Genomic DNA, 26806 nt, shown 5'->3' with positions numbered 1-26806 from the left:
TTTCCAGTTACCTCCTAGTGTTGCCACGAGGGTTCTCCCACCGTTGCCTGGTCCTGGCCCAAACATCCTGTTGCATGTCCAACTAACCTCTCATGCCGGCTAAGCTCGGCTGAGGGGGACGACGTGTTGCCCGATAGCCCAGATAAAACCGACGAGCTCGCGCGCAATGGCGGTACAGACCTGGTTCTTGAGCTTGCCGCGTGCCATCAGGTTTCGAAAGCGCTGACATAACCGCTTTTGTGCCGACCAGGCGATTTCCTGGACTTCGGGGGCCGTACGCTCTGCGCGCCGCTGCAGGATCGCCGTCTTTCGTGCGGCATGACGATAGGTCCACGCTGCTTCGATGAGTACCCGCCGGAGATGGCTGTTGCCGGTCTTGGTGATGCCACCGCGGCGCTCGCGCTTGCCGCTGGAGTGTTCGCTGGGCACCAGGCCCAGATACGCCATCAGTTGGGGTGGGCCGGCAAACCGTGTGAGATCACCGAGTTCCGCGACCACCGTGACAGCCGCGAGCAGACTGATGCCGCGCAGCGCCATCAACGCCTCGATTACCGGCCAAACCTGGCTGGCGTGCGCGGCTGTCTCGACTTCGCGGTCGAGGCTGACCACGCGCTTGCCACAGGCCTGCACCGTGTCGATATATTCCTGCTGCACGATCTGTTGCTCCGGTCGGGCGAATTTGATGCTTTCGAGCCAGCGCCAGTGCGCTTGCGTCCACCTGGAGCGGCCCGTGTAGCGATGGCCATGGCGCGACAGAAACGACAACAGCCGTTGCTTGGCCTGGCGTTGCAGATGCTTCATGTCCTCACGCGCACGGGTCAGATCGCGTAGCGCCTCCTGTGCCTCATCCGGAATCCACACGGGACTCAACTCGCCGGCGCGATGCAGGCGTGCCAGGCTCAGGGCATCGCGCCGGTCGGTCTTCACCCGTTCGCCCGGTTTCTTCGGAATCAGCGACGGCGCGACGACCTGGCAATCCTGCTTGAGATCGCGCAGCTGTCGGCAAATTGGGTAGCCACAGGGGCCGGCTTCGTAGCAAAACGCCAGCCGTTCCGTGCGTCGCTTGAGCTGTGCAACCAGTTTCGCGATGGCTTCGCGCGTGTTCACGATCTCGCCCATATACCGCACCTCGCCGGCCGTGTCAGCGACCGCCACGGCAATCGTTTCCTGATGTACATCTAGGCCCACGTACTTGCTAAACTTGTTCATGACCTGCCCCCTCAATGGCGGCTCTGAGCCGCGGCGTAACCGACCTCAAGCTTAATCCGCGTACCTTGAGGTGCGGCAGGTCCATACATGATGTCTAGAATGGACGCTTTCGCGCAAGCCGCGAGCGTGTCCGCCGGGCCGCGCGGCCGGCTTCCAGCGCCATCGACCCGTGCCTTTTCCCCCATGAGCGACTACCAGTTTTGCCCGCGCTGCGCCACGCGCCTGACCGAGCGCACCGATCCCGCCCACGAAGGCGGCCGCGTGCGTCTTGCCTGCCCGGACCCCGCCTGCGGCTACGTCCACTGGAACAATCCGCTGCCCGTCGTGGCGGCGATCGTCGAGTACGAGGGCCGTATTCTGCTCGCCCGTAACGCCGCCTGGCCCGAAGGCATGTTCGCGCTCATCACCGGCTTTCTCGAAAACGGCGAGACGCCCGAAGAGGGCATTGCGCGCGAAGTGCACGAAGAAACCGCGCTGCGCGCCGAGAGCGTCGAACTGGTCGGCGTGTACGAGTTCATTCGCAAGAACGAGCTCATCATCGCGTATCACGTAAAGGCGTCAGGCACGATCGCGCTCTCGCCGGAACTGCTCGAATACCGCCTCGTCGAGCCCGCGAAGCTGCGGCCGTGGCGCGCGGGCACGGGCCAGGCGCTCGGCGAATGGATGCGCCGGCGCGGCCTGCCGTTCGAGTTCGTCGAGCGTCCAGGCCAGTGACGGCCGCGCGCCGGCAGACGCTTTCCCTCCACGCCTTCCCTGGATCGCTTCGATGAACCGACCCGTCACCGTCCCCCGCTCCGGCTATCGTCATTTCCTGCCGATCGGCACGCGCTGGATGGACAACGATGTCTACGGCCACGTGAACAACGTCGTCTACTACAGCTACTTCGACACCGTGGTGAACGAGTATCTGATTCGCGCGGGCGCGCTCGACATCGAGCACGGCACGACCATCGGGCTCGTCGTCGAAACGCAGTGCAACTACTTCGCGCCGCTCGTGTTTCCGCAGCGCGTGGAGGCGGGGCTGCGCGTCGCGCGTCTCGGGTCGTCGAGCGTGCGCTACGAGGTCGGGCTCTTTCGCGAAGGCGAGGACGCGCCCGCGGCGCAGGGGCATTTCGTGCACGTCTACGTCGAGCGGGCGACGCGCCGGCCCGTGAGCGCGTTGCCCGACGCGCTGCGCGCGGCGCTCGAGCCGCTCGTCGTCGGCTAGGCGCCCCTCAAGCGCGGCACGCTTACGCGTTCGAGCGCCGTCATCGGGCCGAGCCGTGCGAGCGTCTGCAGTTGCGCCGCATCGCGCACGAAGAACGAGCCGGCAAAGCCGAGCGAGTTGACCGGGATCCCTTCGACACATTCCGTCGTACGGGGCACCACCAGCATCCACCGGCGCGTGACGAGCAGGTTGTACGGCGCGCCCTGATGCGCGAGCCCGCCCACGTCGATAGCGGGCACGCACGCCGCGTCCAGCAGCGCGCGATAGCAGTCGAGTGCGGCATGCGCGGCATCTTCCGCTGTGCCGATGCCGGCGCCGAGATCGAGGCGCGCGAACGCATGACGAAACGCGAGCCCCGGCACGTTCGCGATGGGACGCGCGCCGTGGACCGCCTGCGCGCCGCCGAGCAGCGCTTCGAGCGGCGCCGCGTGGGGCGCGTCGCCTGCGAGCGGCAGCGGCACCATCTGCAGATGCTTGTGCGGCTGGCTCGCGCCCGCGGCTGCGCCGCCGTTGTAGAACCCGAGTCCGTCTATCTCGCGCAGCACCGTGATCAGCGCGGCGAAGTCCGCCGCGTCGAGCAGCGCTTCCTGCGGCTCGTAGCGGCGCGTCACGATCAGCAGATGCCGGTCGATCACATTGAACTTGTTGAGCAGCGCGACGTGTGTGGACGAGAGGTCGCCGACGAAGAGATCGGGCTCGTAAGGCAGGAACGGGTCGCGCGGGGGCTTCGGACCAGGCGCCGCTGAAGTCTGCGGCGTGAGCCGCAGCGCCTCTTTGCGCGCGAGATTCTCCGCCACGCGCACGGAGAAACGCATGCCCCCATCGTCGATGAAGGTATGTGCCGTCTCGATGGGATGGAGCGCGCCGCACGCGAGCGCGTGCGCCGTCTGCCGCTCGATCGCCGCGCACAGGGTCGTCATCGGCGCTCAGGCCTTGTAGCCGATTGCGCGCAACAGGTCCTTGCGCCAGCGCACGTCGTCTTCGGCCTCGACGCCCAGCGGCGGCATGCCGTCCACCACGCCGACGATGCCGCGCCCCTGGTCCGTTTCCGCGATCAGCACCTGCGTGGGGTTCGCGGTGGCGCAAAAGATGCGGCAGACCTCGGGCACGGCCTTGATCGTGTTGAGCACGTTGACGGGGAAAAAGCCGTCGCCGAGAAAGACGATGAAGCTGTGACCGGCCGCGATGCGCAACGCGTTTTGCGTCGCCATCTCGATGAGCGCGTCCTGCGTGCCCGAACGCCGCACGAGCCGCTTGCCCGACGCTTCGCAGAACGCGATGCCGAACTGGATGCCCGGCACCGTGCCATAGAGCGCCTCGTGCAGATCCTCGACGGATTTGATGAAGTGGGTCTGACCGAGGATGAAGTTGGTGGCTTCGGGCTTTTCGATCTCTACCGTGGACAGTTGCATGGTGGACCTCGCGCGCGGGCGTCTCGAAAGCGCCGCCTTTTGCCGGGCCGAACGGACTGGCTGGCGGGCGGCGGCCAACCACAAGCCTAGTACGAAGTCGCGGCAAGGCAAAGCGTGTGCCGGCGCACAACGAACAACGGCCGCAGCCCCGAAGGGCGTCCGGCCGCTTTGCCGGGCGACGCGCGCGCCGCTGCGCTTACGCCGTCTTCTTCGCGCGCTTGCCTTCCACGTCGGGCAGCATCACGGTGAGGATACCGATGAGCGGCAGGAACGAGCAGACCTTGTAGACGAAGCCGATGCTGGTGGCGTCCGCCAACTGGCCGAGCACCGCCGCGCCGATGCCGCCGAGGCCGAACGCAAAGCCAAAGAAGAGGCCTGCGACCATGCCCACCTTGCCCGGAATCAGTTCCTGCGCATACACGAGGATGGCCGAGAACGCCGAGGCCAGCACCACGCCGATGATCACCGTCAGCACGCCGGTCCAGAACAGGTTGGCGTAGGGCAGCAGCAGCGTGAACGGCGCGACACCGAGAATCGAACCCCAGATCACGTACTTGCGGCCGATGCGGTCACCCACCGGTCCGCCGATGATCGTGCCCGCTGCAACGGCGGCGAGGAACACGAACAGATGGATCTGCGCGGCCTGCACGGAGAGGTGGAAGCGGTCGATCAGATAGAACGTGAAGTAGCTGTTGATGCTCGCGAGGTAGAAGTACTTCGAGAACACGAGCAGCACGAGAACGCCCATGGCGGTCGCCACGCGCTTGCGCGAGAGCGTGACGAGCGGTGCCTCGGCGCGCTTTTTCTTCATCGCGGGATGGGCCTTGTACCAGCGGCCGATCTGCGTGAGCACGACCATGCCGACGAGCGCCGCCGCCGAGAACCAGGCAATGCTGCGCTGGCCGTGCGGAATGACGATCGCGGCGGCGAGCAGCGGCCCGAGCGACGTGCCCGCGTTGCCGCCCACCTGGAAGAGCGACTGCGCGAGGCCGTGGCGGCCGCCCGAGGCCATGCGGGCCACGCGCGACGACTCCGGATGGAACACCGACGAGCCGCAGCCAACCAGCGCCGCTGCCACGAGCAGCACGCCGAAGGTCGGCGCAACCGACATCAGCAAGAGGCCACACAGCGTGAAGCCCATGCCGACGGGCAAGGAGTACGGCAGAGGCCGCTTGTCGGTGAACACGCCCACGAGCGGCTGCAGCATCGAGGCCGTGATCTGGTAGGTGAGGGTGATGAGACCGATCTGCGTGAACGACAGCGAGAAGTTGTCCTTGAGCATCGGGTAGATGGCGAGGATCAGCGACTGGATCATGTCGTTGAGCAGGTGCGAGAAGCTGATCGCACCCAGCACCGAATAGACGGTGCGTTGCGCCGCGCCCGCAGCGGGGGCGGCAACGGCCGCGGACGAACCCGCGGCGGCGCCAGGCAAGGCGCGCTTGTCGAGACTGGTTTCCATGTTTTCGGCAGCAGCAGAGAGTTTTCAGCGGGCACCACGCCAGGGCGGGCAGCGGCGACGGCATGAAAGGACATGTATAAGAGTTATGAGCGCAGTGTAATGTGTCTCGCTTGAACCGTACGGACAAGATTTGTCGAGAATCGGACACGTGCAGCGGGCCGTTGCACTGCGGCCCAATGCCGCAAGGGGCTGGAGCCAGACTCGAAAATGGATGCGGGATTTTTGGCGTCTCATTTTGGCCATGTATAAACCGCCGATATGCGCGCCCACGAGGTGCGCAATACGGGGCCGGAATACGAGCCGCACTGCGCGCCGCAGGGTTGACGGCGGGGTTAAAGATTGCGCGACGGTGTGCCGTAGACCGGGGTTGAGGCGTAACGCAAATCACGAACGATGGCGTTAGGCCGGACAACGGGCAGAAACGCTGGAGACCGAAAAGATGAAAGCAGTATCGCAAGGCGGCAGGCACGCGGGCTTCGTGCCGCAGGATCCGGCAGGCAGCGCGGCGAATGCGCAGCACCGCAACACGGGGCGCGCCGGGGCGGCAACGCGCAGCTCGCGGCTTTCCGTGAAGGCCACACTGCGCCTTGCTTTCGCGCTGGTGCTGATCGGCACGCTTGCCATCGGCGCCATCTCGCTTGCGCAAATCAGCCGTCTCAACGGCTCGACGCAATCGATCTACGAACAGGGCTACGTCGCGAGCCGCGCCGCCGAGGAAGCGCGCGGCCACGTGCTGCGCGCGAGCCGCGCGCAGAAGATGCTGCTCACCGCGACCACGGCGCGCGAGCGCGACGAACTGGGCCAGGACATCGACAAGGATCTTGGCGCGCTGGAGCGCGGCATGGGCGAGCTGCAGCAATACGCGCAGGAGCAGGGCGGCGACGCGCTCGCACTGCAAAAGAAGCTCGCCGATGCGACCACGGCGTGGAGCGGCCATCTGCGCGAATTCGTGACGCTCGTGAAGCAGCAGCCGCTCGACCTCTCGCAGATGAACTGGCAGGTGGGCACCCAGGACGTCTCCTTGCTCGTGGAGACCGGCAAGCTCGAAACGCTCGTCGACGACCTCGTCGCGCAGCGCGCCACGGCCGCGAAGGCGACCCTCGCGAAGGCCGGGTTCATCTTCAAGTCGTCGTTCGTGATGATGGCCGTGGCGACCGCGGCCATGTTCGTGCTCGCATTCTTCGTGAGCGAATGGGTCGTGCGCCGGATCGCGCGGCAACTGGGCGGCGAGCCCGCGCACGCCAAGGCCATCGCGGCACGTATTGCCGCAGGCGATCTCGCTCAGCCCGTCACGCTTCACGCACGCGACGCGGCGAGCATGCTGGGCGCGCTGCGGGACATGCAGAAGGGTCTCTCGGCCACGGTGGCCGAGATCGCGGCCAGCGCCGAGGCGATCGCCTCGGCCTCGGGCGAAATCTCGACCGGCAATCTCGATCTGTCGCGCCGCACCGAAGAACAGGCCATGGCGCTCGAGCGCACGGCGAGCAGCATGGAGCAACTCACGTCCACGGTGCGCCTGAATGCCGAAAACGCCGAACAGGCCAGCACGCTCGCGGGCAACGCCTCGGCCATCGCGGAGAAGGGCGGCTCGGTGGTGGGGCGCGTGGTCGCGACGATGCAGGAGATCAACGACAGCGCGAAGAGCATCGCCGACATCATCGGCGTGATCGAGGGCATTGCGTTCCAGACCAACATTCTTGCGCTCAATGCGGCCGTGGAAGCCGCGCGTGCGGGCGAAGAAGGGCGCGGCTTCGCCGTGGTGGCGGGCGAGGTGCGCAGCCTCGCGCAGCGCAGCGCAGCGGCGGCCAAGGAGATCAAGGCGCTGATCGGCGCGTCCGTCGAGCGCGTGTCCAATGGCTCGACGCTCGCGCAGGATGCGGGTGCGACCATGGACGAAGTCGTGAAGGCCGTGCGGCGCGTGAACGACATCATCGGCGAAATTTCGGCAGCTTCGCGCGAGCAGCGCTCGGGCATCGAGGAAATCAGCCGTGCGGTCACGCAGATGGACGCCGGCACGCAGCAGAACGCGGCGCTCGTGGAAGAGGCGACTGCCGCTGCGCAATCGCTCGACGATCAGGCGAAGGTGCTCAAGCGGCTGGTGGGGAAATTCCGGCTGGCTTGACGCGCTTGCCGTTCATTGCGGGAACAACGAAACCACGCCGCGTGGTTTCGCACGCGGCGTTTTTTATGGGCGCGCGTCACTTCGCGTCGCGCTCGATGATCCACTCGTGCGCCGGGTCGTTGTGGAAGTGCCACTCGCGCCTGGGCCCCGCCATCACGTTCAGGTAGTACGAGTCGTAGCCATACGGGACGACGACAGGGTGATAGCCGCGCGGCACCATCACGACGTCGTGATTTTCCACGGCCATCGTTTCGTCCAGGTCGCGCCCGTCGGTGTACACGCGCTGGAACGCGAAACCCTGCTGTGGATTGAGCCGGTGATAATAGGTTTCTTCGAGCGCGCTTTCGTCCGGCAAGCGGTCGGCGTCGTGCTTGTGCGGCGGGTAGCTCGACGAATGGCCCGAAGGCGTGCGCACCTCGACCACGAGCAGCGATTCCGCGGGCGAGTCTTGCGGCAGGATATCGCACACGTAGCGTGTATTCGCGCCCTTGCCGCGCGTGGAGCGCTTCATCTGCGCAGGCTCGATGAGGCGAACGGGCAGCGTGCCTTTGGCGGGCGCGCTCGCGACGCCCACTTCGGCCGTCCGTGTGGCGTGCACGGTCGCTTTGACGCCCGGCGGCACGTAAAGGGCATACGGCGCGGCGTCTTCGAAGACGCTGTCGCGCGAGCCGAGGCTCGACCAGCGCTCGCCGCCCGCCTCGATATCCACCGCGCCCGAGAGCACGACGATGCAGCTCTCGCGATCGGGCTCGCCGACATAGACGAGCTCATCCGTCTCGAGCCGATAGGCGGCGAAGCCGACATAGCGCCAGCCCGCGGTGTCGGGCGTGACGCGCGCGATCGTCTGGCCTTCGCGCGCGGCCTTGACCAGCAGAGTCATGCTGCCTCCTTCGATTGGGTGTCCGACGCATCGACGAGCGTGCGCAGCGTACGGTAACCTTTTTGCGCATAGTCGTACGACGGTGCAATCACCGGATCCTGTTCGGCTTCGACGACGAGCCAGCCGCGATAGCCGTGGCGTTTCAGGCGCGCGATGATGGCGGGAAAATCGACGGCGCCGTCGCCCGGCACGGTGAACGCGCCTGCGAGCACGGCGTCGAGAAAGCTCCAGTTGCGGTTGCGCGCGAGTTTCATGACGGCGGGACGCACGTCCTTGCAGTGCACATGGCACACGCGGGCAAGGTGCTTGTCGAGTTCGGCCACCGGGTCGCCGCCCGCAAACGTCATGTGGCCCGCGTCGAACAGCAGGCCCACCGCCTCGCTCGTGCGCGCCATGAGCTTGTCGACGTCGGCGGGCGTTTCGATGTAGGCGCCCATGTGATGGTGGTACGCGAGCCGCACGCCGCGCGAGAGCGTGTGGCGCGCGAAGGCGTCCACGCGCGCGGCGTATTCGTCCCATTGCCTGTCGCTGAAAAAGCGCGGGCGCTGATAGAGCGGTCGCGGCGCGCCCTGGATCGAATCGGCGACCTCGCCGTAGACCATCACGGTTGCGCCGTTCTGCGCGAGCAGGTCGAGATGTTGGTCCACCGCGGCGATTTCTTCGGCCACGCTGCGCCGCGCGAGCATGCCCGAGTACCAGCCGGAGACGAGCGCAAGATCGTATTGTGCGAGGAGCGTCTTGAGCGCCTGCGGCTCGCGGGGAAACTTGTTGCCTAGCTCGAAGCCCTCATAGCCGATCTCGCGGCCCTCGGTCAGCGCCTGGGACAGCGGCGTCTCGCCGCCGAGCGAGGGCAGGTCGTCGTTCATCCACGACAGCGGGTTGATGCCGATGCGTACTTCAAATGCGCTCATGTGCGCTCCTCGATGTCTGTGTCGCCGCGTGATGCGTTGCCGGGTTCGTCGCCGCCGGCGGGCGTATCTTCGCTCGCCGGCGCGCGTCCGCTGCGCTGCGCGACCTGTTCTTCATAGCGCTCGCGCGCCTCGCGCACGCCAGCGCGCGTGGACACTTCGGGCACGGCGACTTCCCACCACCAGCCGCCTTCCTCGGTCGTGCGCGCGGGGTCCGTGTCGATGCAGACCACGTAAGTGCGCGAAGCAGCGCGCGCGCGTTGCAGCGCTGCTTCGAGTTCCGCCACGTTCGCCACGTGCTCGGCCTGCGCGCCGAGCGAGCGCGCATGCGAGGCGAAGTCGATGCGCGGCGCGCCGAGCGGGCCTTGCGCGCAGTCGTCGAACAGGTTGTTGAACGGCGCGCCGCCGCAGGCCTGCTGCAGCCGGTTGATGCAGCCATAGCCGCGGTTGTCGAGCACGACGACGATGAGCTTCGCGCCCAGCATGACCGAGGTGGCGATCTCGCTATTCATCATCAGGTAGCTGCCGTCGCCCACCATCACGATGACCTCGCGATCGGGCCGCGCAAGCTTCGCGCCGAGTCCCCCCGCGATCTCGTAGCCCATGCACGAATAGCCGTATTCGACGTGATAGGCGCCGGGCTGGCCCGCTCGCCAGAGCTTGTGCAGTTCGGCGGGCAGCGTGCCGGCCGCGCACACGACGATGTCTTCGGTATACGAACGGCTCGACGAGCGCTGCACGGCGCCGATCACATCGGCGTCGTAGGGCAGGCGGTTGCGTTCCTGCGGCGCGTGCGTGAGCCGCTCGATGCTCGCGCGCCAGTCGCCCGCGAGGCGCTGGGCGCGGGCAGTCCAGTTCGCGTCGGCGCGCCAGTTGATCAGTTCGTCGTTGAGCGCGGCGAGCGCCTGGCGTGCGTCGGCTTGCACGGCGAAGCCGTTGTGCTTGAGCGCGTCGAAGCCGTTGGCGTTCACGCCGATCACATGCGCGTTCGCAAAGAGCGAGTTCGAGCCGGTCGTGAAGTCCTGCAAACGCGTGCCCACGGCGAGCACGCAGTCGGCGTCGCGCGCCAGTTCGTTGGCGGCGGGCGAGCCCGTCACGCCGAGCGCGCCGACGTTGAGCGGATCGTCCCACGCAAGCGAGCCTTTGCCCGCCTGCGTTTCGGCCACGGGAATGCCGCGCGCGGCGGCAAGCGTCTGCAAGGCCTGCGAGGCGCGCGAGTAGAGCACGCCGCCGCCCGCCACGACGAGCGGGCGTTTCGCGCGATGCAACTGCGCAAGCGCCGCGTCGATCTCGGCCTGCACAGGCGCGGGCGTGTGGAACGTGACGAGGCGCGGCGTGAAGAAGCCCGCCGGGTAGTCCCACGCCGTGGCCTGCACGTCCTGCGGCAGCGCGAGCGTGACCGGGCCGCAGAGCGCCGCGTCGGTGAGCACGCGCAGCGCGCGCGGCAGCGCGGTGAGCAACTGCGCGGGATGCACGATGCGGTCGAAGTAGCGCGACACCGGGCGCAGCGAGTCGTTCGCGGAGACGCCGCCGTCGTGCAGATCCTCGATCTGCTGCAGCACCGGATCGGGTTCGCGCGACACGAAAATGTCGCCGGGCAACAGCAGCACCGGCAAGCGGTTCACATGTGCAAGCGCGGCCGCCGTGACGAGGTTCGTCGCGCCCGGGCCAATCGAAGTCGTCACCGCCATCATGCGGCGGCGAAAGTGCGCCTTGGCATAAGCGATCGCGCTGTGCGCCATGGCCTGCTCGTTGTGCGCGCGCAGCGTGGGCATTTCGTGCCGATACTGATAGAGCGCCTCGCCGATGCCTGCCACGTTGCCGTGACCGAAGATCGCGAATACGCCGCCGAATAGCGGCTCGGTGCGGCCCGAGCCGTCCTCGCTCGCCACGCGCTGCGCAGCGAGATAACGCACGAGCGCCTGAGCCGCAGTGAGCCGCACTGTGCTTGCGTGCGCGCCGGGCGCCGCGTTCTGCGCGCTATCCTGCGAGGCGCAATCGCCTGGAGCAATGCGTCGATTCATGCCGCCTTCTCCTCATGGTTGTCGTGCTTGCCTTGAGTTTCGGCGCGCGCGGCGCGCCACGCGCCGATCAGCGTTTCAAAGGCGCGGCGCGCGCGGGCGATCACTTCGTCGTCGCCGATTTCGCCCGAGAGCCAGGCAAGGCTCGGCTCATAGAAGATCGAGCGGCCCACCGTGAAGCCCCGGCACGTGTTCGAGACGGCCGCCGCGCGAAAGCCCTCCACAAGCTGGTCGATCGGCGCGGAGAGCCCGAGCAGCACGACGCCGCGGCAATATGGGTCGCGCTCGGCGATCAGCGCGTCGATCTCGCGCCATTGCGCGGCGCGCATCGGTTCGAGCTTCCACCACTCCGGATAAAGGCCGATGTTGTAGAGCCGCTTGAGCGCACGATAGACCGTATCGGGTGCGTTCGGCTTGCCGCCCAGCTTCGGCGGAATCACCTCGAGCAGCAATTCGTGGCCGCTCGCCTGGGTGGCATCGTAAAGCGCGCGCAACTGCGCTTCCTGTTCGAGACGCTGTTCGATGGGCTCGTCGGGATGGAACTGCACGAGGCACTTCACCGTGTGGTCGATGGGCCAGGAAGCGAGCGTCGTGCCGATCGAGCGGCCGTGGTCGAACACGAGCGGAACGGACCCCGGCAACTCGACCGGGCGGCCGATCCACCAGCCGCGTCCGGTCGCGGCGTTGAGCGCGTCCTGGCCGTAGCGGTCGTCGATCAGGACACCGATGCGTCCTTGCAAGCCGAGCGTGCGCTCGGTCTGCGCTACGGCCTCGACGAAGAGATTCTTCAGATAAGAAATGCGTGCCTCGCTGACGCCGGTCTGCTGCGCGAGATCGAAGAACTGGTTGCGATGATCGAACGCGAAGCCGAGCACTTCGTCGTGCCGCTTGCGCGCGGGCGTCACGCGATGCAGGCGCGCGAGCGTCGCGTCGCGGTCGGGGCGGCGCATGCGCACAGGGTCGGCGGCGGCTTCGCGCAGGAAGTAATCGAGTTCGACGGGCGTAGGCATGGCGGGCGCGCAGCCGTGCCGCGAGACGACAAGGGCGCCGCTTGCGTTGGCCGCGCGCGCGCAGTCTTCGAGCGAAGCGTCGCGCAGCCAGCCCGACAGGAAGCCGGAAGCGAATGCGTCGCCCGCGCCGAGCACGTTGAGCACTTCGACTTCCACGCCGCGCTGCATCGGCAACTCGTCCATCGAGGCGGGCACCGTGCCTTCCACGATCTGGCAGCCGAGCGGCCCGCGCTTGACGAGCAGCGTCGCGCCCGTGACTTCGCGCACGCGTCTGAGCGCATCGACGAGCGACTCCTTGCCGCCCGCGATGCGGAACTCCTCCTCGGTGCCGATCACGAGATCGAAGTGCGGCAAGATGCGCTGCAAATGCGCGCTCACGTCCTCGCTCGCGACGAAGCGCGTCTCGCCGTCGGCTTTGCCCGTGAGGCCCCACAGCACGGGCCGGTAGTCGATGTCGAGCACGGTGCGCACGTTGTTGCGGTGTGCGTACTCAAGCGCGGTGAGACTCGTACGGTTCACCTGTCCGGTCGAGAAGTGCGTACCGGTGATCAGCAGTGCTTTCGAGGAAGCGATGAAGGCTTCGTCGAAATCGCCCGAATCGACGGCCATGTCGGCGCAGTTCTCGCGATAGAAAATCAGCGGGAACGTGTCGCGGTCTTTCAGGCCCAGCAGCACGAGCGCCGTGAGGCGTTCGTGGTCCACGCGCACGTGGCTCGTGTCGCAGCCTTCCTTCGCGAGCGTTTCGACGAGGAAGCGCCCCATGTGGTCGTCGCCCACGCGCGTGAGCATGGCCGACTTCAGGCCGAGACGCGCGCAGCCGAAGGCGATGTTCGCGGAGGAGCCGCCCAGGTACTTCGCGAACGTGGAGACGTCTTCGAGCCGCGCGCCCACCTGTTGCGCGTAGAGATCGACGCCCAGGCGTCCGAGGCAGACGATGTCGCGGCTGCGACCGGCGGCGAAGCGGCCCGGCGTTGAACGGGACGGGGTTGAATGAGTCAGGGCCATGTGTATTCCTGTTGAGTGCTGTGCCGTGCGCCCGTTCAGATGGTCGCGCCGTCGAGCTCGGCGATCATCTTCTGCATCTCCGCGCCGCCTGCCATCATGTCGAGCACTTCGTTCTTGCTGATCGTGTCTTTCGTGTAGGTCCCGAGCGAGCGGCCCCGATTGAGCAGCGTGAACGAGTCGCCGATGGGGTAGGCGTGGTGCACGTTATGGGTGATGAAGATCACCGAAATGCCCTTGGCGCGCGCAGCGTGAATCAGCTTGAGCACGTTGAAGCTCTGCTTCACGCCGAGCGCGGCGGTCGGCTCGTCGAGTATCAGCACGCGTGCGCCGAAGTGAATGGCGCGGGCGATCGCGAGACACTGTTTCTCGCCGCCCGACATCGTGCCGATGGCCTGATGCGGGTCACGCACGTTGATGCCCATTCCGGCGAGGCGCTCCTTCGCGATCGCCGCGCTTGCATCGAGGTCCATCACGTTGATGAAGCCGAACAGCTTCTTCTGCGGCTCGCGGCCCATGAAGAAGTTGCGCGCGACCGAGAGCAGCGGCACGAGCGCGAGATCCTGATAGACGGTGGCAATGCCGAGGTCGAGCGCGTCCTTGGGCGAATCGAACATCACGGGCTTGCCGTCCACGAAATACTGTCCGGAGGTCGGCTGGTGCACGCCGGCGAGCGTCTTGATGAGCGTGGACTTGCCCGCGCCGTTGTCGCCGAGCAGGCAGTGCACCTCGCCGCGCTTCAAGCGCAGCGTGACGTCGTTCAGTGCGATGACCTTGCCGAAGTACTTGCTGACGTTCTCGAGCGCGAGAATCGTGTCGCCGTTCGCGGCGGGTTGCATATCGGACATGTGAGCCTCCGGCTTACGATTGCGCGACGCGGCGGCGCACATAGTGATTGAAGAGCACGGCAATGAGCAGCATCACGCCGAGGAACACGCGGAACCAGTCCGAGTCGATGTTCGTATAGGTGATGCCGATCTGCACGACGCCGAAGATCAGTGCGCCGAATGCCGCGCCGATCACGGAGCCATAGCCTCCCGTGAGCAGCGTGCCACCGATCACCGCGGCAATGATCGCTTCGAACTCCTTCTGAAGACCGCGGTCGGCGGCGGCCGAGCCGATGTCGCACACTTGCAGCACGGCGAACAGGCAGGAGCAGAACGCGGTGAGCATGAAGAGCGAAATCTTCACGCGCTTCACGGGCACGCCCACGTTCTTCGCGGCGTTGGAGTCGCCGCCCACGGCGAGAATCCAGTTGCCGTAGCGCGTCCTGGCGAGCACGAATGCGCCGATCGCCACGAGCGCGAACCACCAGAGAATCACCTTGGGCACGCCCGGCACGAGCGGCTGGCCGTTATCGAGCATCTTGCCGATGCCGATATGCGTGAGCGCCACGAACAGGCCCTTGAACGCCGTGCCGTGAAAGAGCAGGTTGGTCACGAAGTCGGCCTTGGCCACGTCGCCCACGCCCGAGACGATCGTGCGGTCGGCGAACATGATCGAGAGCGCAAGCGTCAGGCCGCGCAGGATGAAGAGGAATGCGAGCGTGACGATGAACGAGGGCAGCCGCGTGCGCATCACGAGGTAGCCGTTGAGCGCGCCGAGCGCGGTGCAGCCCACGAACGCGAACAGGATGGAAAGCGCGATGGGCCAGTGGAAGTACATCGTGGGGATCGCCACCATCATGCCGGCGAAGCCGATCATCGAGCCGATGGAGAGGTCGAACTCGCCCGCGATCATCAGCAGGCACGCGCCGACGCTCAGGATGCCGAGGTAAGCGGCGACCTGGGACCAGTTCATCACGCCGTCGAGATCGAACATGCCCGAGCCGCCTGCGCCGATCGCAAAGACGGCGAAGACCAGCACGGTGCCGGAGATCGCGGCGAATTCGGGGCGGCCAAGCAGATGGCCGAACCACGATTCGCGGCGCACGCGTTCGTCGCTGACGCCTGGCTGCGGCGTCGGCGCGTCTTGCGCGCCGCTTTCCGGAGCGTGCGAGGGGAAGTGTTTGCCGGCTACACCCATGATGTCTCCTGTATTGACCCGAGTTGGCGCTTGAGCGTCCTACCCGGATCCTATGCACGGCGATCGGCCGTGTGAGGTGCGGTTGCACCTGCGTTGACTCAAATGCCCGAGCGCATTCCCCACAAGCGACGGCCTTGCAGGAGAAGCAACACGGTGAATGGCGCGCGGCGGGGCTGGCGAGAGGCGATGGGCATCGGAAGATGCGAGCCGCCGCCGCGCGTGGCTGACGAAAAATGCTTAGCGATACTGACCGGCGTACTTCACGACCTTGTCGAGATTGTCCTTGGTGATGAAGCCCGGACCCGAGCGGATATTCTTCGGTCCGTACGAGGGCTGCAGGCCATAGGTTTCGAGACGCTGCTTGAACTTCGGATTCGCTTCGAGGATCTGGCGGATCTTCTGCGGGTCCGTGGTGTGCTCCTTCTTCACGATCGCGAGCACGGCCACGGGGATATAGCCCTGCAGGTACGGCTGCTGGTCGATCGCGAACTGGATGGTGCCCGCGCGGATCGCCTTGGCTATGTCATCCGAGAAGTCGAACGTGCAGAAGTAGATCTTGCCCGCGAGGCCCATCTGGTCGACAGCCTTGAGCGTGGCGGCCGCCGGCACCGGGCCGAGCGTGAGGATCGCGCCCGTGTTCGGATGGTTGCGCAGATACGCGCTCACCTTCGACTGGATTTCCGTCGGGTCCTGGCCGGAGTCGATCGTCGAGGTCTTGTAGTCCACGCCTAGCGCATCGGCAAAACCGCGGCAGCGTTCGAACGACACGGCGTTGGTCGCGAAGTGATTCACGCACAGGAACGACTTCACGCCCGCGGCCTTGGCTTTTTCGCCGGCTGCGTGGCCCGCCACATATTCAGGCTGACCCACGTGCATGATCGCGCCGAGCTTCTCGCTCTGTTCTTCGGTGCCCGAGTTGATCGTCACGAGCGGGATTTTCTTTTGCGTGACCTTGCCGATGGAGCTCTTGAGCACGTCGTAGTCGGCGATGGTGACGATCACGCCGTCGTAGTTGCGCGCGGCGGCCTGTTCGATCAGGCGCGACATGTCGGCGATGTCCCCGTTGGGTGGATTGCGGTAGTCGGTCCCGACGTTCCAGTCTTCGTCGGCCTGCTTGATGGCGTTCTTGATCGTGTTCCACCACGAATCGGAATCGGGCGCGTGGCTGATCAGCACGAAATGCGCGTCGGCGGCCTGCGCCGTTGGGGCGCTGAGGACGCTCGCACCGGTCAGTCCCGCTGCCAGCGCGAGCGCTGCGGCCAACCTTCGGAGCAGGGTCTTGCCCTTGCGTTGAGTCATTGTCTCCACCTTTCTCGGTCTGTCGTTCGTTCTTGGGGTGAATGCCGCAGCCGTGCTTTTGCCATGCCGCTTTTGACATGCTGCTTGTTACCTGCACCCGCTGCAGCGCTCATCGACAAGAGTAGGACATCGCCTCGCGACTTGCAACGAAAATTTCATTGCAAATAAAAATGGAAAATCTGTTCCATTCGTGTGACACGCTGCCTATAATCGGCTCCGTCGGCATGCCGTGGAATCAAGGCCTGGTAAGGCTTTGCGGCAGTGCGGCAAGCAGCCGGGGAAAACGAACATGGCGGATGACACAACCGACGCCGTAGCAGGCGTAGACGAATTGATGCAGCGCATTGCGCAGGACTACGAGGCGCTGCCGCGTCAGCTGAAAAGCATCGCGACCTACATCGAGCAGCACCGCGCGAGCGTGATGATGGACCGCACGAGCGATATTGCCGCGAGCTGCGGCGTGCATCCTTCGGCGGTCGTGCGCTTTGCGCAGCGCTTCGGCTTTTCGGGCTTCTCCGACCTGCAGGCCGTGTTCCGTCAGGCCTATGCGGGACAGGGCGCCTCGGCCACGAGCTATCAGCAGCGCATTCGCCAGTTGATCGACGCCAAGGAAGGCGAGGCGAGCCCGGACATGGGCGGCGCCGTGGCGCGCGAGTTCATCGGCGCATGCCGCAGCGGGCTGGACGAACTCGAAGCGGGCCTCGACGGCGCGCAGTTCGACGAAGCCGTAAAGATGCTCGAGCAGGCGGACAACATCTACGTGATCGGCGTGCGCCGCTCGTTTCCGGTGGCGAGCTACATCGTCTATGCCTTGCAGCACACGCGCAAGCGCGTGCACCTCGTCTCGGGGCTCGGCGGCATGTATCACGAACAGATCCGCGGCGTGAAGAAGGGCGACGTGGTGATCGCCATCAGCTTCGCGCCCTATGGAAAAGAGACGCAGTACTGCCTGCGCGTGGCGCAGCAGCATCACGCCAGGACGCTCGTCATCACCGACAGCCAGCTCTCGCCGCTCGCGCGCCACGCGAACGCGCAACTTTATGTGAAGGAGGGGAGCGCGTTCGCGTTCCGCTCGCTCACCAGCACTTTCTGCCTGTGCCAGGCGCTTTTCATTGCGCTTGCGTACCGGCTCGAACTCAACGTGGAAGAATCGACCGACACCGGAGGATACGATGACTAGTGCAGCAAGCGGCGCAGCGCAAACGCTCGATGTGGCGGTATTTGGAGCGGGGCGCATTGGCCGCATCCATGCGGGCAATCTCGCGCGCCAGCCGGGCGTGCGTCTGAAGTACGTAGTCGATGTCAATCGCGAAGCCGCCGCCGCGCTCGCCGCCCAGCACGGCGCGCAGGTCGTGGACGTGGACGCCGCGTTCGGCGACGCTTCGATCGGCGCCACGGTGATCTGCTCGAGCACCGATACGCACGCCGAACTGATCCTGAAGTCGGCCGCGGCCGGCAAGCCTATCTTCTGCGAAAAGCCCGTCGACCTGACCATCGAGCGCGCTCGCGCCTGCGCGGAGGCGGTTCAGCGCGCGGGCGTCGTGGCCATGATCGGCTTCCAGCGCCGCTACGATCCGACCTTCGCCGCGCTGAAGACGCGCCTCGACGCAGGCGAGATCGGCACGCCGGAAATGCTGATCGTCACGAGCCGCGATCCGGGCGCGCCGCCCGTGGAGTACATCAAGCATTCGGGCGGCATCTTCAAGGACATGCTGATCCACGACTTCGACATCTTCCGCTGGATCCTCGGCGACGAGGCGTCGAGCGTGCATGCCACGGGCAGTTGCCTGTCGGATCCGGCGATTGCCGACGCGGGCGACATCGACTCGACGGCGGTCACGATTCGCACGAAGCGCGGGCGCCTTTGCCAGATCAACACGGCGCGGCGCGCGGCCTATGGCTACGACCAGCGCTTCGAGGTGCTGGGCAGCGAGGGCATGCTGCAGGCGGGCAACATGAAGCCGACCGAAGTCGTGGCGTGGTCGAAGACCGCCGTTGCGCAGGACGTGCCCGAGGCGTTCTTCCTCGAACGCTATCGCGCGGCCTACGCGAGCGAAATGGCGCACTTTCACGAAGCCGTGACGCAGGGCGTGCCGGTGCGCACGTCGGTCGCCGACGGCCTGAAGGCGCTGGAGCTGGCCGAAGCCGCCTCGCTGTCGTGGCGCGAGGGCCGTGTGGTGACGCTTGGCGACTGAAGCGGGGCAAGCGAGGAGAGCGAGGAGAGCGAGGATGCAGGCAATCGATCGTGCCCGGCCGTTGCGCGTGGGCGTGGCGGGACTGGGGAGGCTGGGGCGGCGGCATGCGCAGAACCTGGCGTATCGCGTGCCGGGTGCAACGCTCGCGGCCGCGTGCAGTCCGCTCGAAGCGGATCTCGCGTGGGCGCGCGAGGCGCTGCCGGCCGCGCGGCTGTACGGCGAGTACGCCGACCTGCTGGCCGATCAAGCGGTCGACGCAGTGTGGCTCGTCACGCCTTCGGCATTGCACGCCGGGCAGATCGTGCAGGCGCTCGAAGCGGGCAAGCACGTGTTCTGCGAAAAGCCACTTTCGCTCGACGTGGCCGAGTGCGAGCGGGTGGTGAACGTGTCGCGCCGTCATGCCGGCCGGCAGGTCACCATCGGCTTCATGCGCCGCTTCGATCCAAGTTATCAGGATGCCTACGCAAAAGTGCAGGCGGGCGCGATCGGCAGGCCGTTTCTGGTGCGCTCGCAGACCTGCGATCTCAACGATCCCGAAGGTTTTTTCGTGCGCTTCGCGCCGACTTCGGGCGGCATTTTTCTCGACTGCACGGTCCACGACATCGACGTCGCGCGCTGGCTGCTCGGCAAGCCGCGCGCCACGCGCGTTTATGCCGCGGGGGCGATCGCGCTGCACGAAGGCCTGCGCGAATCGGGCGACGTGGACAACGGCGTGGCGATCTGCGAGTTCGAGGGCGGCCGACTCGCGATGTTTTACGCCTCGCGCACGATGGCGCACGGCAACGACACGTCGAGCGAAGTGATCGGCACGGCGGGCGCACTGGCGATCGGCCGCATCCCGCGCGCGAATCGCGTCGATGTCTACGACGCGACGGGCGTGCGCAGCGTCTGCACGCCCACGTTCTTCGACCGTTTCGAAGAGGCGTTCCTGATCGAAGCGCAGGCGTTCGTCGCGGAAGTCGCGGCGCGCAAGGCAGGTGACGCGCAGAAGGGGAGCCTCGGCGCGACGCTCGAAGACGCGCTGGAGGCCACGCGCATCGGCCAGGCGCTGCGCGAATCGCTGCATACGGGGGCGGCGGTCACGCTGTGAGCGAGGCGCGTGATCGGGACGCAAGCGGCGGCTGGCGTGGCTGCGGTAAAATCGATGCTATTGCCAGCGCTGTCTCACGCCGTGACGGTGCGCCACCGAAGGATCCAACCCCGATGCAGATTCAGGTTCACAAGGAAGTGGATGCGCGCGGGCTGAACTGCCCGCTGCCGATCCTGCGCGCCAAGAAGGCGCTCGCCGACATGGAAAGCGGCCAGGTCCTCAAGGTTCTCGCGACCGATCCCGGCTCGCAGCGCGATTTCGCCGCCTTCGCGAAGCAAACCGGCAACGAGATCGTGGAAAGCTCGAAGCAGGAAGAGACGTTCGTGTTCCTGATGCGCCGGCGCTAAGCGCATCGGCCGAAAAAAATGGCCCGCATGAGAATGCGGGCCATTTTCATTTGCGCCGGGCCGGAATGTCTGAGCCGGGGGCGCCTAGCCTTCCAGCACCGGCTTGCGCGTACGCAGGTACTCGTCGAAATCCGCGCCGACTTCCGGGTGACGCAGCGCGAACTCCACCGTCGCCTTCAGGTAGCCGAGCTTGCTGCCGCAGTCGAAGCGCGTGCCGTGGTACTTGTAGGCGAGCACCTGCTCGTCGGCGAGCAGCGACTGGATCGCGTCGGTGAGCTGCAACTCGCCGCCCGCGCCCGGCTTGATCGACTTCAGATGCTCGAAAATGCGCGGTTTGAGCACGTAGCGGCCGACCACGCCGAGGTTCGACGGCGCGACTTCCGGCGCCGGCTTCTCGACGATGCCCGAGAGCTTGACGATCGAGTCTTCCCACTCCTTGCCGTCGACAATGCCGTACGAGCGCGTTTCCGAGGGCGGAATCTCTTCCACGCCGAGCACCGAGCTATGGTAGTGGTCGAACACTTCGACCATCTGCTGCATGACGGGCGGCGTGCCGTAGAGCAAGTCGTCCGCAAGAATCACGGCGAACGGGTTGTCGCCCACGAGCTTTTCCGCGCACAGCACGGCGTGGCCGAGGCCGAGCGCCTCGGGCTGACGCACGTAGAAGCAGTCGACGTTGTTCGGCTTGATGTTGCGCACCAGTTCGAGCAGCTTGGCCTTGCCGCGCGCTTCGAGTTCGGCCTCGATCTCGTACGACTTGTCGAAATGGTCCTCGATCGCGCGCTTGCTGCGCCCAGTCACGAAGATCATTTCCGTGATGCCCGCCGCCACGGCTTCTTCGACCGCGTACTGGATGAGCGGCTTGTCGACCACGGGCAGCATTTCCTTCGGGCTGGCTTTCGTGGCCGGCAGGAAACGCGTGCCGAGGCCCGCTACCGGGAATACGGCTTTTGTCACTTTCAGCATGTCTTTAGTCCCTGTCCTGGTGCTCGCGTGACGCCACGGGTGCGGCGCCACGCGTGACAGCCTTTGGCCGATATGGCGCTCAGGCCGGCAACCGCGTGAGTTGCGCGGTCAGCTTGTCCAGCGTTGCCTGGTATTCTGCCAGTCTTTTCTGCTCCTGCTCAACGACTGCAGGCGGTGCTTTTGCTACGAAACTGTCATTTCCGAGCTTGGCCCTGCACTTCGTGACCTCGTTGCCGAGGCGGGCGATTTCCTTCGACAGGCGTTCGCGTTCGGCGGCTACGTCGATCTCCACCTTCAGCACCAGCTTGTCCGTCCCAACGATAGCAACTGGCGCGCCTGCCGAGGCCGCGTCGAGCGCCGCTTCGTCGGCGATGATCTGGACCTCCGACAGCCTGGCCAGCGCCTGCGCATAGGGCGCGAACGTCGCGAGGCGCCCGGCGTTGCCCGTGACGAGCAGCGGCACCTTCGTGGCGGGCGAGAGGCCCATCTCGCCACGCAGGTTGCGGCATGCGTCGATCACGGCCTTCAGGTCGGCGGCCCACTGTTCCGCGGCTTCGTCGATCTTCTTCTGCTCGGCCTGCGGATAGCGCTGCACCATGATCGACGCTTCGCCTTCCGCGGCGCCTTGCGGGTACGCGTCGGTGAGCGGCGCCACCTTCTGCCACAGCGCTTCGGTGATGAACGGAATCACCGGATGCGCGAGGCGCAGCACCGTTTCCAGCACGCGCAGCAGCGTGCGGCGCGTGGCGCGCTGCTGCTCGGGCGTACCCGTCTGGATCTGCACCTTCGCCAGTTCCAGATACCAGTCACAGTATTCGTCCCAGACGAACTTGTATATGGCGTTGGCCACGTTGTCGAAGCGATAGTCCGCGAAGCCCTTCGCGACTTCGGCTTCCACGCGCTGCAGCAGCGAGACGATCCAGCGGTCGGCCTGCGAGAAGTCCGTGTAGCCGCCGGGGCCGCAATCGCCCGGCTGGCATGCGCCCGGCTTGCTGAAACCGCAGTCGTGGCCTTCGCAGTTCATCAGCACGAAGCGCGTGGCGTTCCAGAGCTTGTTGCAGAAGTTGCGATAGCCCTCGCAGCGCGCGAGGTCGAAGTTCACGTTGCGCCCGAGCGTGGCCATGGAAGCCATCGTGAAGCGCAGCGCGTCGGTGCCGAACGCGGGAATGCCGTCCGGGAACTCCTTGCGCGTCTTCTTTTCGATGGTCGCGGCCTGTTTCGGATTCATGAGGCCGGTCGTGCGCTTGGCGACCAGCGCTTCGAGGTCGATGCCGTCGACGATGTCGATCGGGTCGAGCGTGTTGCCCTTGCTCTTGGACATCTTCTGGCCTTCGGCGTCGCGCACGAGGCCGTGCACGTACACCGTGTCGAACGGCACCTTGCCGGTGAAGTGCGTGGTCATCATGACCATGCGCGCCACCCAGAAGAAGATGATGTCGAAGCCCGTGACCAGCACGGAAGAGGGCAGGAAGGCCTTCAGTTCTGGCGTCTGTTGCGGCCAGCCGAGCGACGAGAACGGCACGAGCGCCGACGAGAACCACGTGTCGAGCACGTCTTCGTCGCGCTTCAATGCGCCCTTGTAGCCCTTGGCATCGGCCTGTGCGCGCGCTTCCTCCTCGCTCTTCGCAACGAAGATCTCGCCGTTCTCGCCGTACCACGCCGGGATCTGGTGGCCCCACCAGAGCTGGCGCGAGATGCACCAGTCCTGGATGTTTTCGAGCCACTGATAATAGGTCGTGGTCCAGTTTTCCGGCACGAACTTGATCTGGCCGCTGCGCACCACGTCGAGCGAGGTCTGGGTGATCGACTTGCCGGGATTGAAGGTACCTTCGGGCGCGGCCTTCGTCATCGCCACGAACCATTGGTCCGTGAGCATCGGCTCGATCACCACGCCCGTGCGGTCGCCGCGCGGCACCATGAGCTTGTGCGGCTGCACCGAGTCGAGCAGACCCAGCGCCTCGAAGTCGGCCACGACCTGCTTGCGCGCCTCGAAGCGGTCGAGGCCGCGGTATTTTTCAGGTGCGTTGTCGTTGATCTTCGCGTCGAGCGTGAGGATCTCGATCATCGGCAGGCCGTGGCGCAGGCCCACCTGGTAGTCGTTGAAGTCGTGCGCGGGCGTGACCTTCACGACGCCCGTGCCGAACTCGCGATCCACGTATTCGTCGGCGATGACGGGGATCTCGCGGTCCGTGAGCGGCAGCCTGACCATCTTGCCGATGAGGTGCGCGTAGCGCTCGTCCTCGGGGTGCACCATCACGGCCGTGTCGCCGAGCATGGTTTCCGGGCGCGTCGTGGCCACGGTCAGCGTGGCCGAGCCGTCCGCGAGCGGATAGCGCAGGTGCCACAGGTTGCCGTTTTCCTCTTCGCTCGCCACTTCGAGGTCCGAGACGGCGGTGAGCAGCACCGGGTCCCAGTTCACGAGGCGCTTGCCGCGATAGATCAGGCCCTGTTCATAGAGCTGCACGAACACGTCGCGCACGGCGGCCGACATCTTGTCGTCCATCGTGAAGTATTCGCGCGACCAGTCGATCGAGGCGCCCAGACGCCGCACCTGACCCGTGATGGTCGAACCCGACTGCTGCTTCCACTCCCACACGCGCTCGACGAACTTCTCGCGGCCCAGGTCGTGGCGCGAGACCTTCTGCGCGTCGAGCTGGCGCTCGACCACGATCTGCGTCGCGATGCCCGCGTGGTCCGTGCCCGGCACCCACAGCGTGTTCTCGCCGAGCATGCGGTGATAGCGCGCGAGACCGTCCATGATCGTCTGGTTGAACGCGTGCCCCATGTGCAGCGTGCCGGTGACGTTGGGCGGCGGCAACTGGATCGAGAAGTTCTTGCGGCCGGGCTCGAAGGTCGCGGCGGCGTAGCCTCGACGCTCCCATTCGGGGCCCCAGTGGGCCTCGATGGTCTGGGGCTCGAAGCTTTTCGCTAGCGTGCTGTCGCTCATGGGTGGAATCTGCCGAAAAAAGGATGCGGAAACATTCGATTATAAGGGGAAGTCCTGTCGGAGCCGACGCGCCAGCCGAGGTGGCCCAATACGTGGCCCGATACGTGGCCCGATACGTGGCCCGATACGTGGCCCGATGCGCGGGCCGATGCGCGGGCCGATGCGCGGCGCGCCCAGGCGGCCCAAGCCGCCGCGTGCGTGCGCACTTATAATGGCGGTCTGCCATTCAACGGCGCGCCTGTGCCGCGCGCCACGTCCCCGGGTCCCGCTCCCCGGGGGCACGTTCCATTTCAGCCCATGCCCGAACTGCTCGCGAACCTGAACCCCGAACAACTTGCCGCCGTCACGTTGCCCAACGAACCGGCGCTCATTCTGGCCGGGGCCGGCAGCGGCAAGACGCGCGTGCTGATCACGCGCATTGCGTGGCTGATCCAGCAGGGCATGGCCTCGCCCTCGACCCTCCTGGCCGTGACCTTCACGAACAAGGCCGCACGCGAAATGATGGGGCGCCTTCAGGCGCTCCTGCCTATCGACACGCGCGGCATGTGGATCGGCACTTTCCATGGCCTGTGCAACCGCATGCTGCGCGCGCACTTCCGCGACGCCGGCCTGCCGCAGACCTTCCAGATCCTCGACACCGCAGACCAGCTCTCGGCCATCAAGCGTTTGATGAAGGGCCTGAACATCGACGACGAGAAGTATCCGCCCAAGAACCTGCAGTACTTCATCAACAACGCGAAGGAGCAGGGCCTGCGTCCGAAAGACGTGGACGTGAGCGACGACTTCAACCGCAAGTTCGTCGAGCTTTACGAAGCCTATGACCAGCAGTGCCAGCGCGAAGGCGTGGTCGATTTCGCGGAACTGCTGCTGCGCTGCTACGAGCTGCTCGCGTACAACCCGCCGCTGCGTGCGCACTATCAGGGGCGCTTTCGCGACATTCTGGTGGACGAGTTCCAGGACACCAACAAGCTCCAGTACGCGTGGCTCAAGCTGCTTGCGGGACCGGGCAACGCGATCTTCGCGGTGGGCGACGACGACCAGTCGATCTACGCGTTCCGCGGTGCGAACGTCGGCAACATGCGCGACTTCGAGAACGAGTTCCGCGTGAAGCACATGATCAAGCTGGAGCAGAACTACCGTTCGCACGGCCATATTCTCGATGCGGCCAACTACCTGATCGCGCATAACTCGCGGCGTCTGGGCAAGAACCTGCGCACCGATGCGGGCCACGGCGAGCCGGTGCGCGTGTACGAGGCGGCCACCGACTCGCAGGAAGCCGGCTGGATCGTCGAGGAAATCCGCGCGCTCATCAACCAGGGGCTGGCGCGCAACGAGATCGCCATCCTCTATCGCAGCAACGCGCAGTCGCGCACGATCGAGCACACGCTCGTGAACGCGGGCGTGCCGTACAAGGTGTACGGCGGCCTGCGCTTCTTCGAGCGTCAGGAAGTCAAGCACGCGCTCGCGTATCTGCGTCTCATCGACAATCCGAACGACGACACGGCGTTCGCGCGCGTCGTGAATTTCCCCACGCGCGGCATCGGCGCGCGCTCGATCGAGCAACTGGCGGATGCCGCGCGCCTCTACAACTGCTCGATGGCCGCGGCCATTCCGTACGTCACGGGCAAGGCAGGCACGAGCCTGGGTACGTTCGCCAGTCTGATCGCAAAGATGCGCGCCGAGACCGCGCAGATGAGCCTGCCGGAAACCGTCGAATACACGGTGCGCATGAGCGGTCTCGCCGAGTTCTATCAGAACGAGCGTGAAGGTCAGGATCGCCTCGAGAACCTGCAGGAACTCGTGACCGCGGCCACGGCGTTCGTGAGCGAAGAGGGCTACGGTCTCGACACCCCCGCGCGCTCGATTCCGCTGCGCCCCGGTGCGAGCGCGGTGCCCGAGATCGTCTCGCAGGACGGCGAGATCGAGGTGCTCGACGCGCCCGCGATCACCGACCCCGCGCAGAACCCCGACGTCATGACGCCGCTTGCGGGCTTCCTCTCGCATGCGTCGCTCGAAGCCGGCGACAACCAGGCGCAGGCGGGCCAGGACGCCGTGCAGCTGATGACGGTGCATGCGGCGAAGGGCCTCGAATTCACGGCGGTCTTCATCACCGGTCTCGAAGAGGGCTTGTTCCCGCACGAGAACAGCGCGATGGAAGCCGACGGCCTCGAAGAAGAGCGCCGCCTGATGTACGTGGCGATCACGCGCGCGAAGGAGCGCCTCTATATTTCGTTCGCGCAGAGCCGCCTGCTGCATGGCCAGACGCGCTACAACGTGCGCTCGCGCTTTTTCGACGAGTTGCCGCAGGAATCGCTCAAGTGGCTCACGCCCAAGGTCGAAGCGGGCGCGCGCTGGGGCGGCCGCTCCGACAACGCGGGCTGGGGCCGCGACTGGTTCGCGCGGCCAGGCGGCGGCGAGGGCGGCAACGCCGGGAATTACGGCGGCGGCCGCCGCGAGCGCGACGCCTATATCGCGGACAAGAGCCCGGCGCCCGCGTTCGCCAACGAGCAGCGCGCCGCCGAGACGGGTTTTCGCGTAGGCCAGGGCGTGTTCCACACGAAGTTCGGCGAAGGCACGATCACGGCGCTCGAAGGCAGCGGCACCGACGCGAAGGCGCAGGTGCGCTTCAAGCGTCATGGCGAGAAGTGGCTCGCGCTGGCGGTGGCCAGGCTGCAGCCGGTGGAGTGAGCGCGCCTCAGCCTCAAAC

Annotated in this window: 21 protein-coding genes; 8 read left to right on the top strand and 13 right to left on the bottom strand. The window is 66.1% G+C overall.

The annotated features are described in order from the left end of the window. Nucleotides 1-99: 99 nt before the first annotated feature. Complete coding sequence (locus C7411_RS34315) at nucleotides 100-1209, bottom strand: IS110 family RNA-guided transposase (RefSeq protein WP_110388536.1); 1110 nt, start codon at nucleotides 1207-1209, stop codon at nucleotides 100-102. Between the two features lie 183 nt (nucleotides 1210-1392). Between C7411_RS34315 and C7411_RS34310 the strand changes: the two genes are divergently transcribed. Then, on the top strand, nucleotides 1393-1923 hold the full coding sequence (locus tag C7411_RS34310) for an NUDIX hydrolase (RefSeq protein ID WP_110388554.1): 531 nt from the start codon (nucleotides 1393-1395) through the stop codon (nucleotides 1921-1923). 52 nt (nucleotides 1924-1975) lie between these two features. After that, the gene (locus tag C7411_RS34305; RefSeq protein WP_110388535.1) at nucleotides 1976-2416 is read left to right on the top strand and encodes an acyl-CoA thioesterase; all 441 of its coding nucleotides are present in this window, start codon (nucleotides 1976-1978) and stop codon (nucleotides 2414-2416) included. Here C7411_RS34305 and C7411_RS34300 read toward each other — a convergent pair. From C7411_RS34300 to C7411_RS34290, 3 genes are all read right to left on the bottom strand, one after another. Further along, the gene (locus C7411_RS34300; protein ID WP_110388534.1) at nucleotides 2413-3336 is read right to left on the bottom strand and encodes an ATP adenylyltransferase family protein; all 924 of its coding nucleotides are present in this window, start codon (nucleotides 3334-3336) and stop codon (nucleotides 2413-2415) included. The two genes, C7411_RS34305 and C7411_RS34300, sit on opposite strands and share 4 nt — an antisense overlap. Nucleotides 3337-3342: 6 nt before the next feature. Beyond that, nucleotides 3343-3828 carry an adenosine-specific kinase gene (locus C7411_RS34295; RefSeq protein ID WP_110388533.1) on the bottom strand — a complete coding sequence of 162 codons (486 nt, stop codon included), beginning with the start codon at nucleotides 3826-3828 and terminating at the stop codon, nucleotides 3343-3345. Nucleotides 3829-4024: 196 nt separating this feature from the next. Beyond that, nucleotides 4025-5287, bottom strand: a complete 1263-nt coding sequence (locus tag C7411_RS34290) for an MFS transporter (RefSeq protein ID WP_110388532.1) — start codon at nucleotides 5285-5287, stop codon at nucleotides 4025-4027. Between the two features lie 439 nt (nucleotides 5288-5726). On the opposite strand from C7411_RS34290, the gene C7411_RS34285 reads away from it, so the two are divergent. Continuing rightward, nucleotides 5727-7409, top strand: a complete 1683-nt coding sequence (locus tag C7411_RS34285) for a methyl-accepting chemotaxis protein (RefSeq protein WP_110388531.1) — start codon at nucleotides 5727-5729, stop codon at nucleotides 7407-7409. 76 nt (nucleotides 7410-7485) lie between these two features. On the opposite strand, the gene iolB is transcribed toward C7411_RS34285, so the two are convergent. From iolB to C7411_RS34250, 7 genes are all read right to left on the bottom strand, one after another. Next, nucleotides 7486-8289 (bottom strand): 5-deoxy-glucuronate isomerase, encoded by an 804-nt coding sequence (iolB, locus tag C7411_RS34280; RefSeq protein WP_110388530.1) that lies wholly within the window; start codon nucleotides 8287-8289, stop codon nucleotides 7486-7488. After that, entirely contained in the window at nucleotides 8286-9200 is a 915-nt protein-coding gene (gene iolE / locus C7411_RS34275) for a myo-inosose-2 dehydratase (RefSeq protein WP_110388529.1), read from the bottom strand. The genes iolB and iolE overlap by 4 nt, the downstream gene beginning before the upstream one ends. Further along, entirely contained in the window at nucleotides 9197-11221 is a 2025-nt protein-coding gene (gene iolD, locus C7411_RS34270; RefSeq protein ID WP_110388528.1) for a 3D-(3,5/4)-trihydroxycyclohexane-1,2-dione acylhydrolase (decyclizing), read from the bottom strand. The genes iolE and iolD overlap by 4 nt, the downstream gene beginning before the upstream one ends. Next, complete coding sequence (locus C7411_RS34265; RefSeq protein ID WP_110388527.1) at nucleotides 11218-13233, bottom strand: bifunctional 5-dehydro-2-deoxygluconokinase/5-dehydro-2-deoxyphosphogluconate aldolase; 2016 nt, start codon at nucleotides 13231-13233, stop codon at nucleotides 11218-11220. Before C7411_RS34265 ends, iolD begins: the two co-directional genes overlap by 4 nt. A 35-nt stretch (nucleotides 13234-13268) precedes the next feature. Continuing rightward, on the bottom strand, nucleotides 13269-14069 hold the full coding sequence (locus tag C7411_RS34260; RefSeq protein WP_110388553.1) for an ATP-binding cassette domain-containing protein: 801 nt from the start codon (nucleotides 14067-14069) through the stop codon (nucleotides 13269-13271). Nucleotides 14070-14091: 22 nt separating this feature from the next. Then, nucleotides 14092-15255 carry an ABC transporter permease gene (locus tag C7411_RS34255; protein ID WP_110388526.1) on the bottom strand — a complete coding sequence of 388 codons (1164 nt, stop codon included), beginning with the start codon at nucleotides 15253-15255 and terminating at the stop codon, nucleotides 14092-14094. Between the two features lie 237 nt (nucleotides 15256-15492). Further along, a complete protein-coding gene (locus C7411_RS34250; protein WP_110388525.1) occupies nucleotides 15493-16554 on the bottom strand; it encodes a sugar ABC transporter substrate-binding protein in 1062 nt (353 codons plus the stop codon). Between the two features lie 289 nt (nucleotides 16555-16843). Here C7411_RS34250 and C7411_RS34245 point away from each other — a divergent pair, with 289 nt between their 5' ends. The 4 genes from C7411_RS34245 (at nucleotide 16844) to C7411_RS34230 (ending at nucleotide 20186) form a co-directional block, all read left to right on the top strand. Then, on the top strand, nucleotides 16844-17734 hold the full coding sequence (locus C7411_RS34245; RefSeq protein WP_110388524.1) for a MurR/RpiR family transcriptional regulator: 891 nt from the start codon (nucleotides 16844-16846) through the stop codon (nucleotides 17732-17734). After that, on the top strand, nucleotides 17727-18749 hold the full coding sequence (gene iolG / locus C7411_RS34240) for an inositol 2-dehydrogenase (RefSeq protein WP_110388523.1): 1023 nt from the start codon (nucleotides 17727-17729) through the stop codon (nucleotides 18747-18749). The genes C7411_RS34245 and iolG overlap by 8 nt, the downstream gene beginning before the upstream one ends. Before the next feature lie 34 nt (nucleotides 18750-18783). Next, complete coding sequence (locus tag C7411_RS34235; RefSeq protein WP_110388522.1) at nucleotides 18784-19839, top strand: Gfo/Idh/MocA family oxidoreductase; 1056 nt, start codon at nucleotides 18784-18786, stop codon at nucleotides 19837-19839. 119 nt (nucleotides 19840-19958) lie between these two features. After that, entirely contained in the window at nucleotides 19959-20186 is a 228-nt protein-coding gene (locus tag C7411_RS34230) for a sulfurtransferase TusA family protein (RefSeq protein ID WP_110388552.1), read from the top strand. 84 nt (nucleotides 20187-20270) lie between these two features. On the opposite strand, the gene galU is transcribed toward C7411_RS34230, so the two are convergent. Both galU and C7411_RS34220 read right to left on the bottom strand, forming a co-directional pair. Continuing rightward, the gene (gene galU / locus C7411_RS34225) at nucleotides 20271-21152 is read right to left on the bottom strand and encodes a UTP--glucose-1-phosphate uridylyltransferase GalU (protein ID WP_028208043.1); all 882 of its coding nucleotides are present in this window, start codon (nucleotides 21150-21152) and stop codon (nucleotides 20271-20273) included. 79 nt (nucleotides 21153-21231) lie between these two features. Beyond that, complete coding sequence (locus C7411_RS34220; protein WP_110388521.1) at nucleotides 21232-24099, bottom strand: valine--tRNA ligase; 2868 nt, start codon at nucleotides 24097-24099, stop codon at nucleotides 21232-21234. Nucleotides 24100-24396: 297 nt separating this feature from the next. On the opposite strand from C7411_RS34220, the gene C7411_RS34210 reads away from it, so the two are divergent. Beyond that, nucleotides 24397-26787, top strand: a complete 2391-nt coding sequence (locus C7411_RS34210; protein ID WP_110388519.1) for a UvrD-helicase domain-containing protein — start codon at nucleotides 24397-24399, stop codon at nucleotides 26785-26787. Nucleotides 26788-26806: the final 19 nt, after the last annotated feature.

It is taken from the genome of Paraburkholderia silvatlantica (genome assembly GCF_003096715.1).
Taxonomy (GTDB): Bacteria; Pseudomonadota; Gammaproteobacteria; order Burkholderiales; family Burkholderiaceae; genus Paraburkholderia; species Paraburkholderia silvatlantica.
The sequence above is the reverse complement of the archived record's forward strand: the minus strand, read 5'-3'. Positions and strand labels throughout refer to the sequence as shown.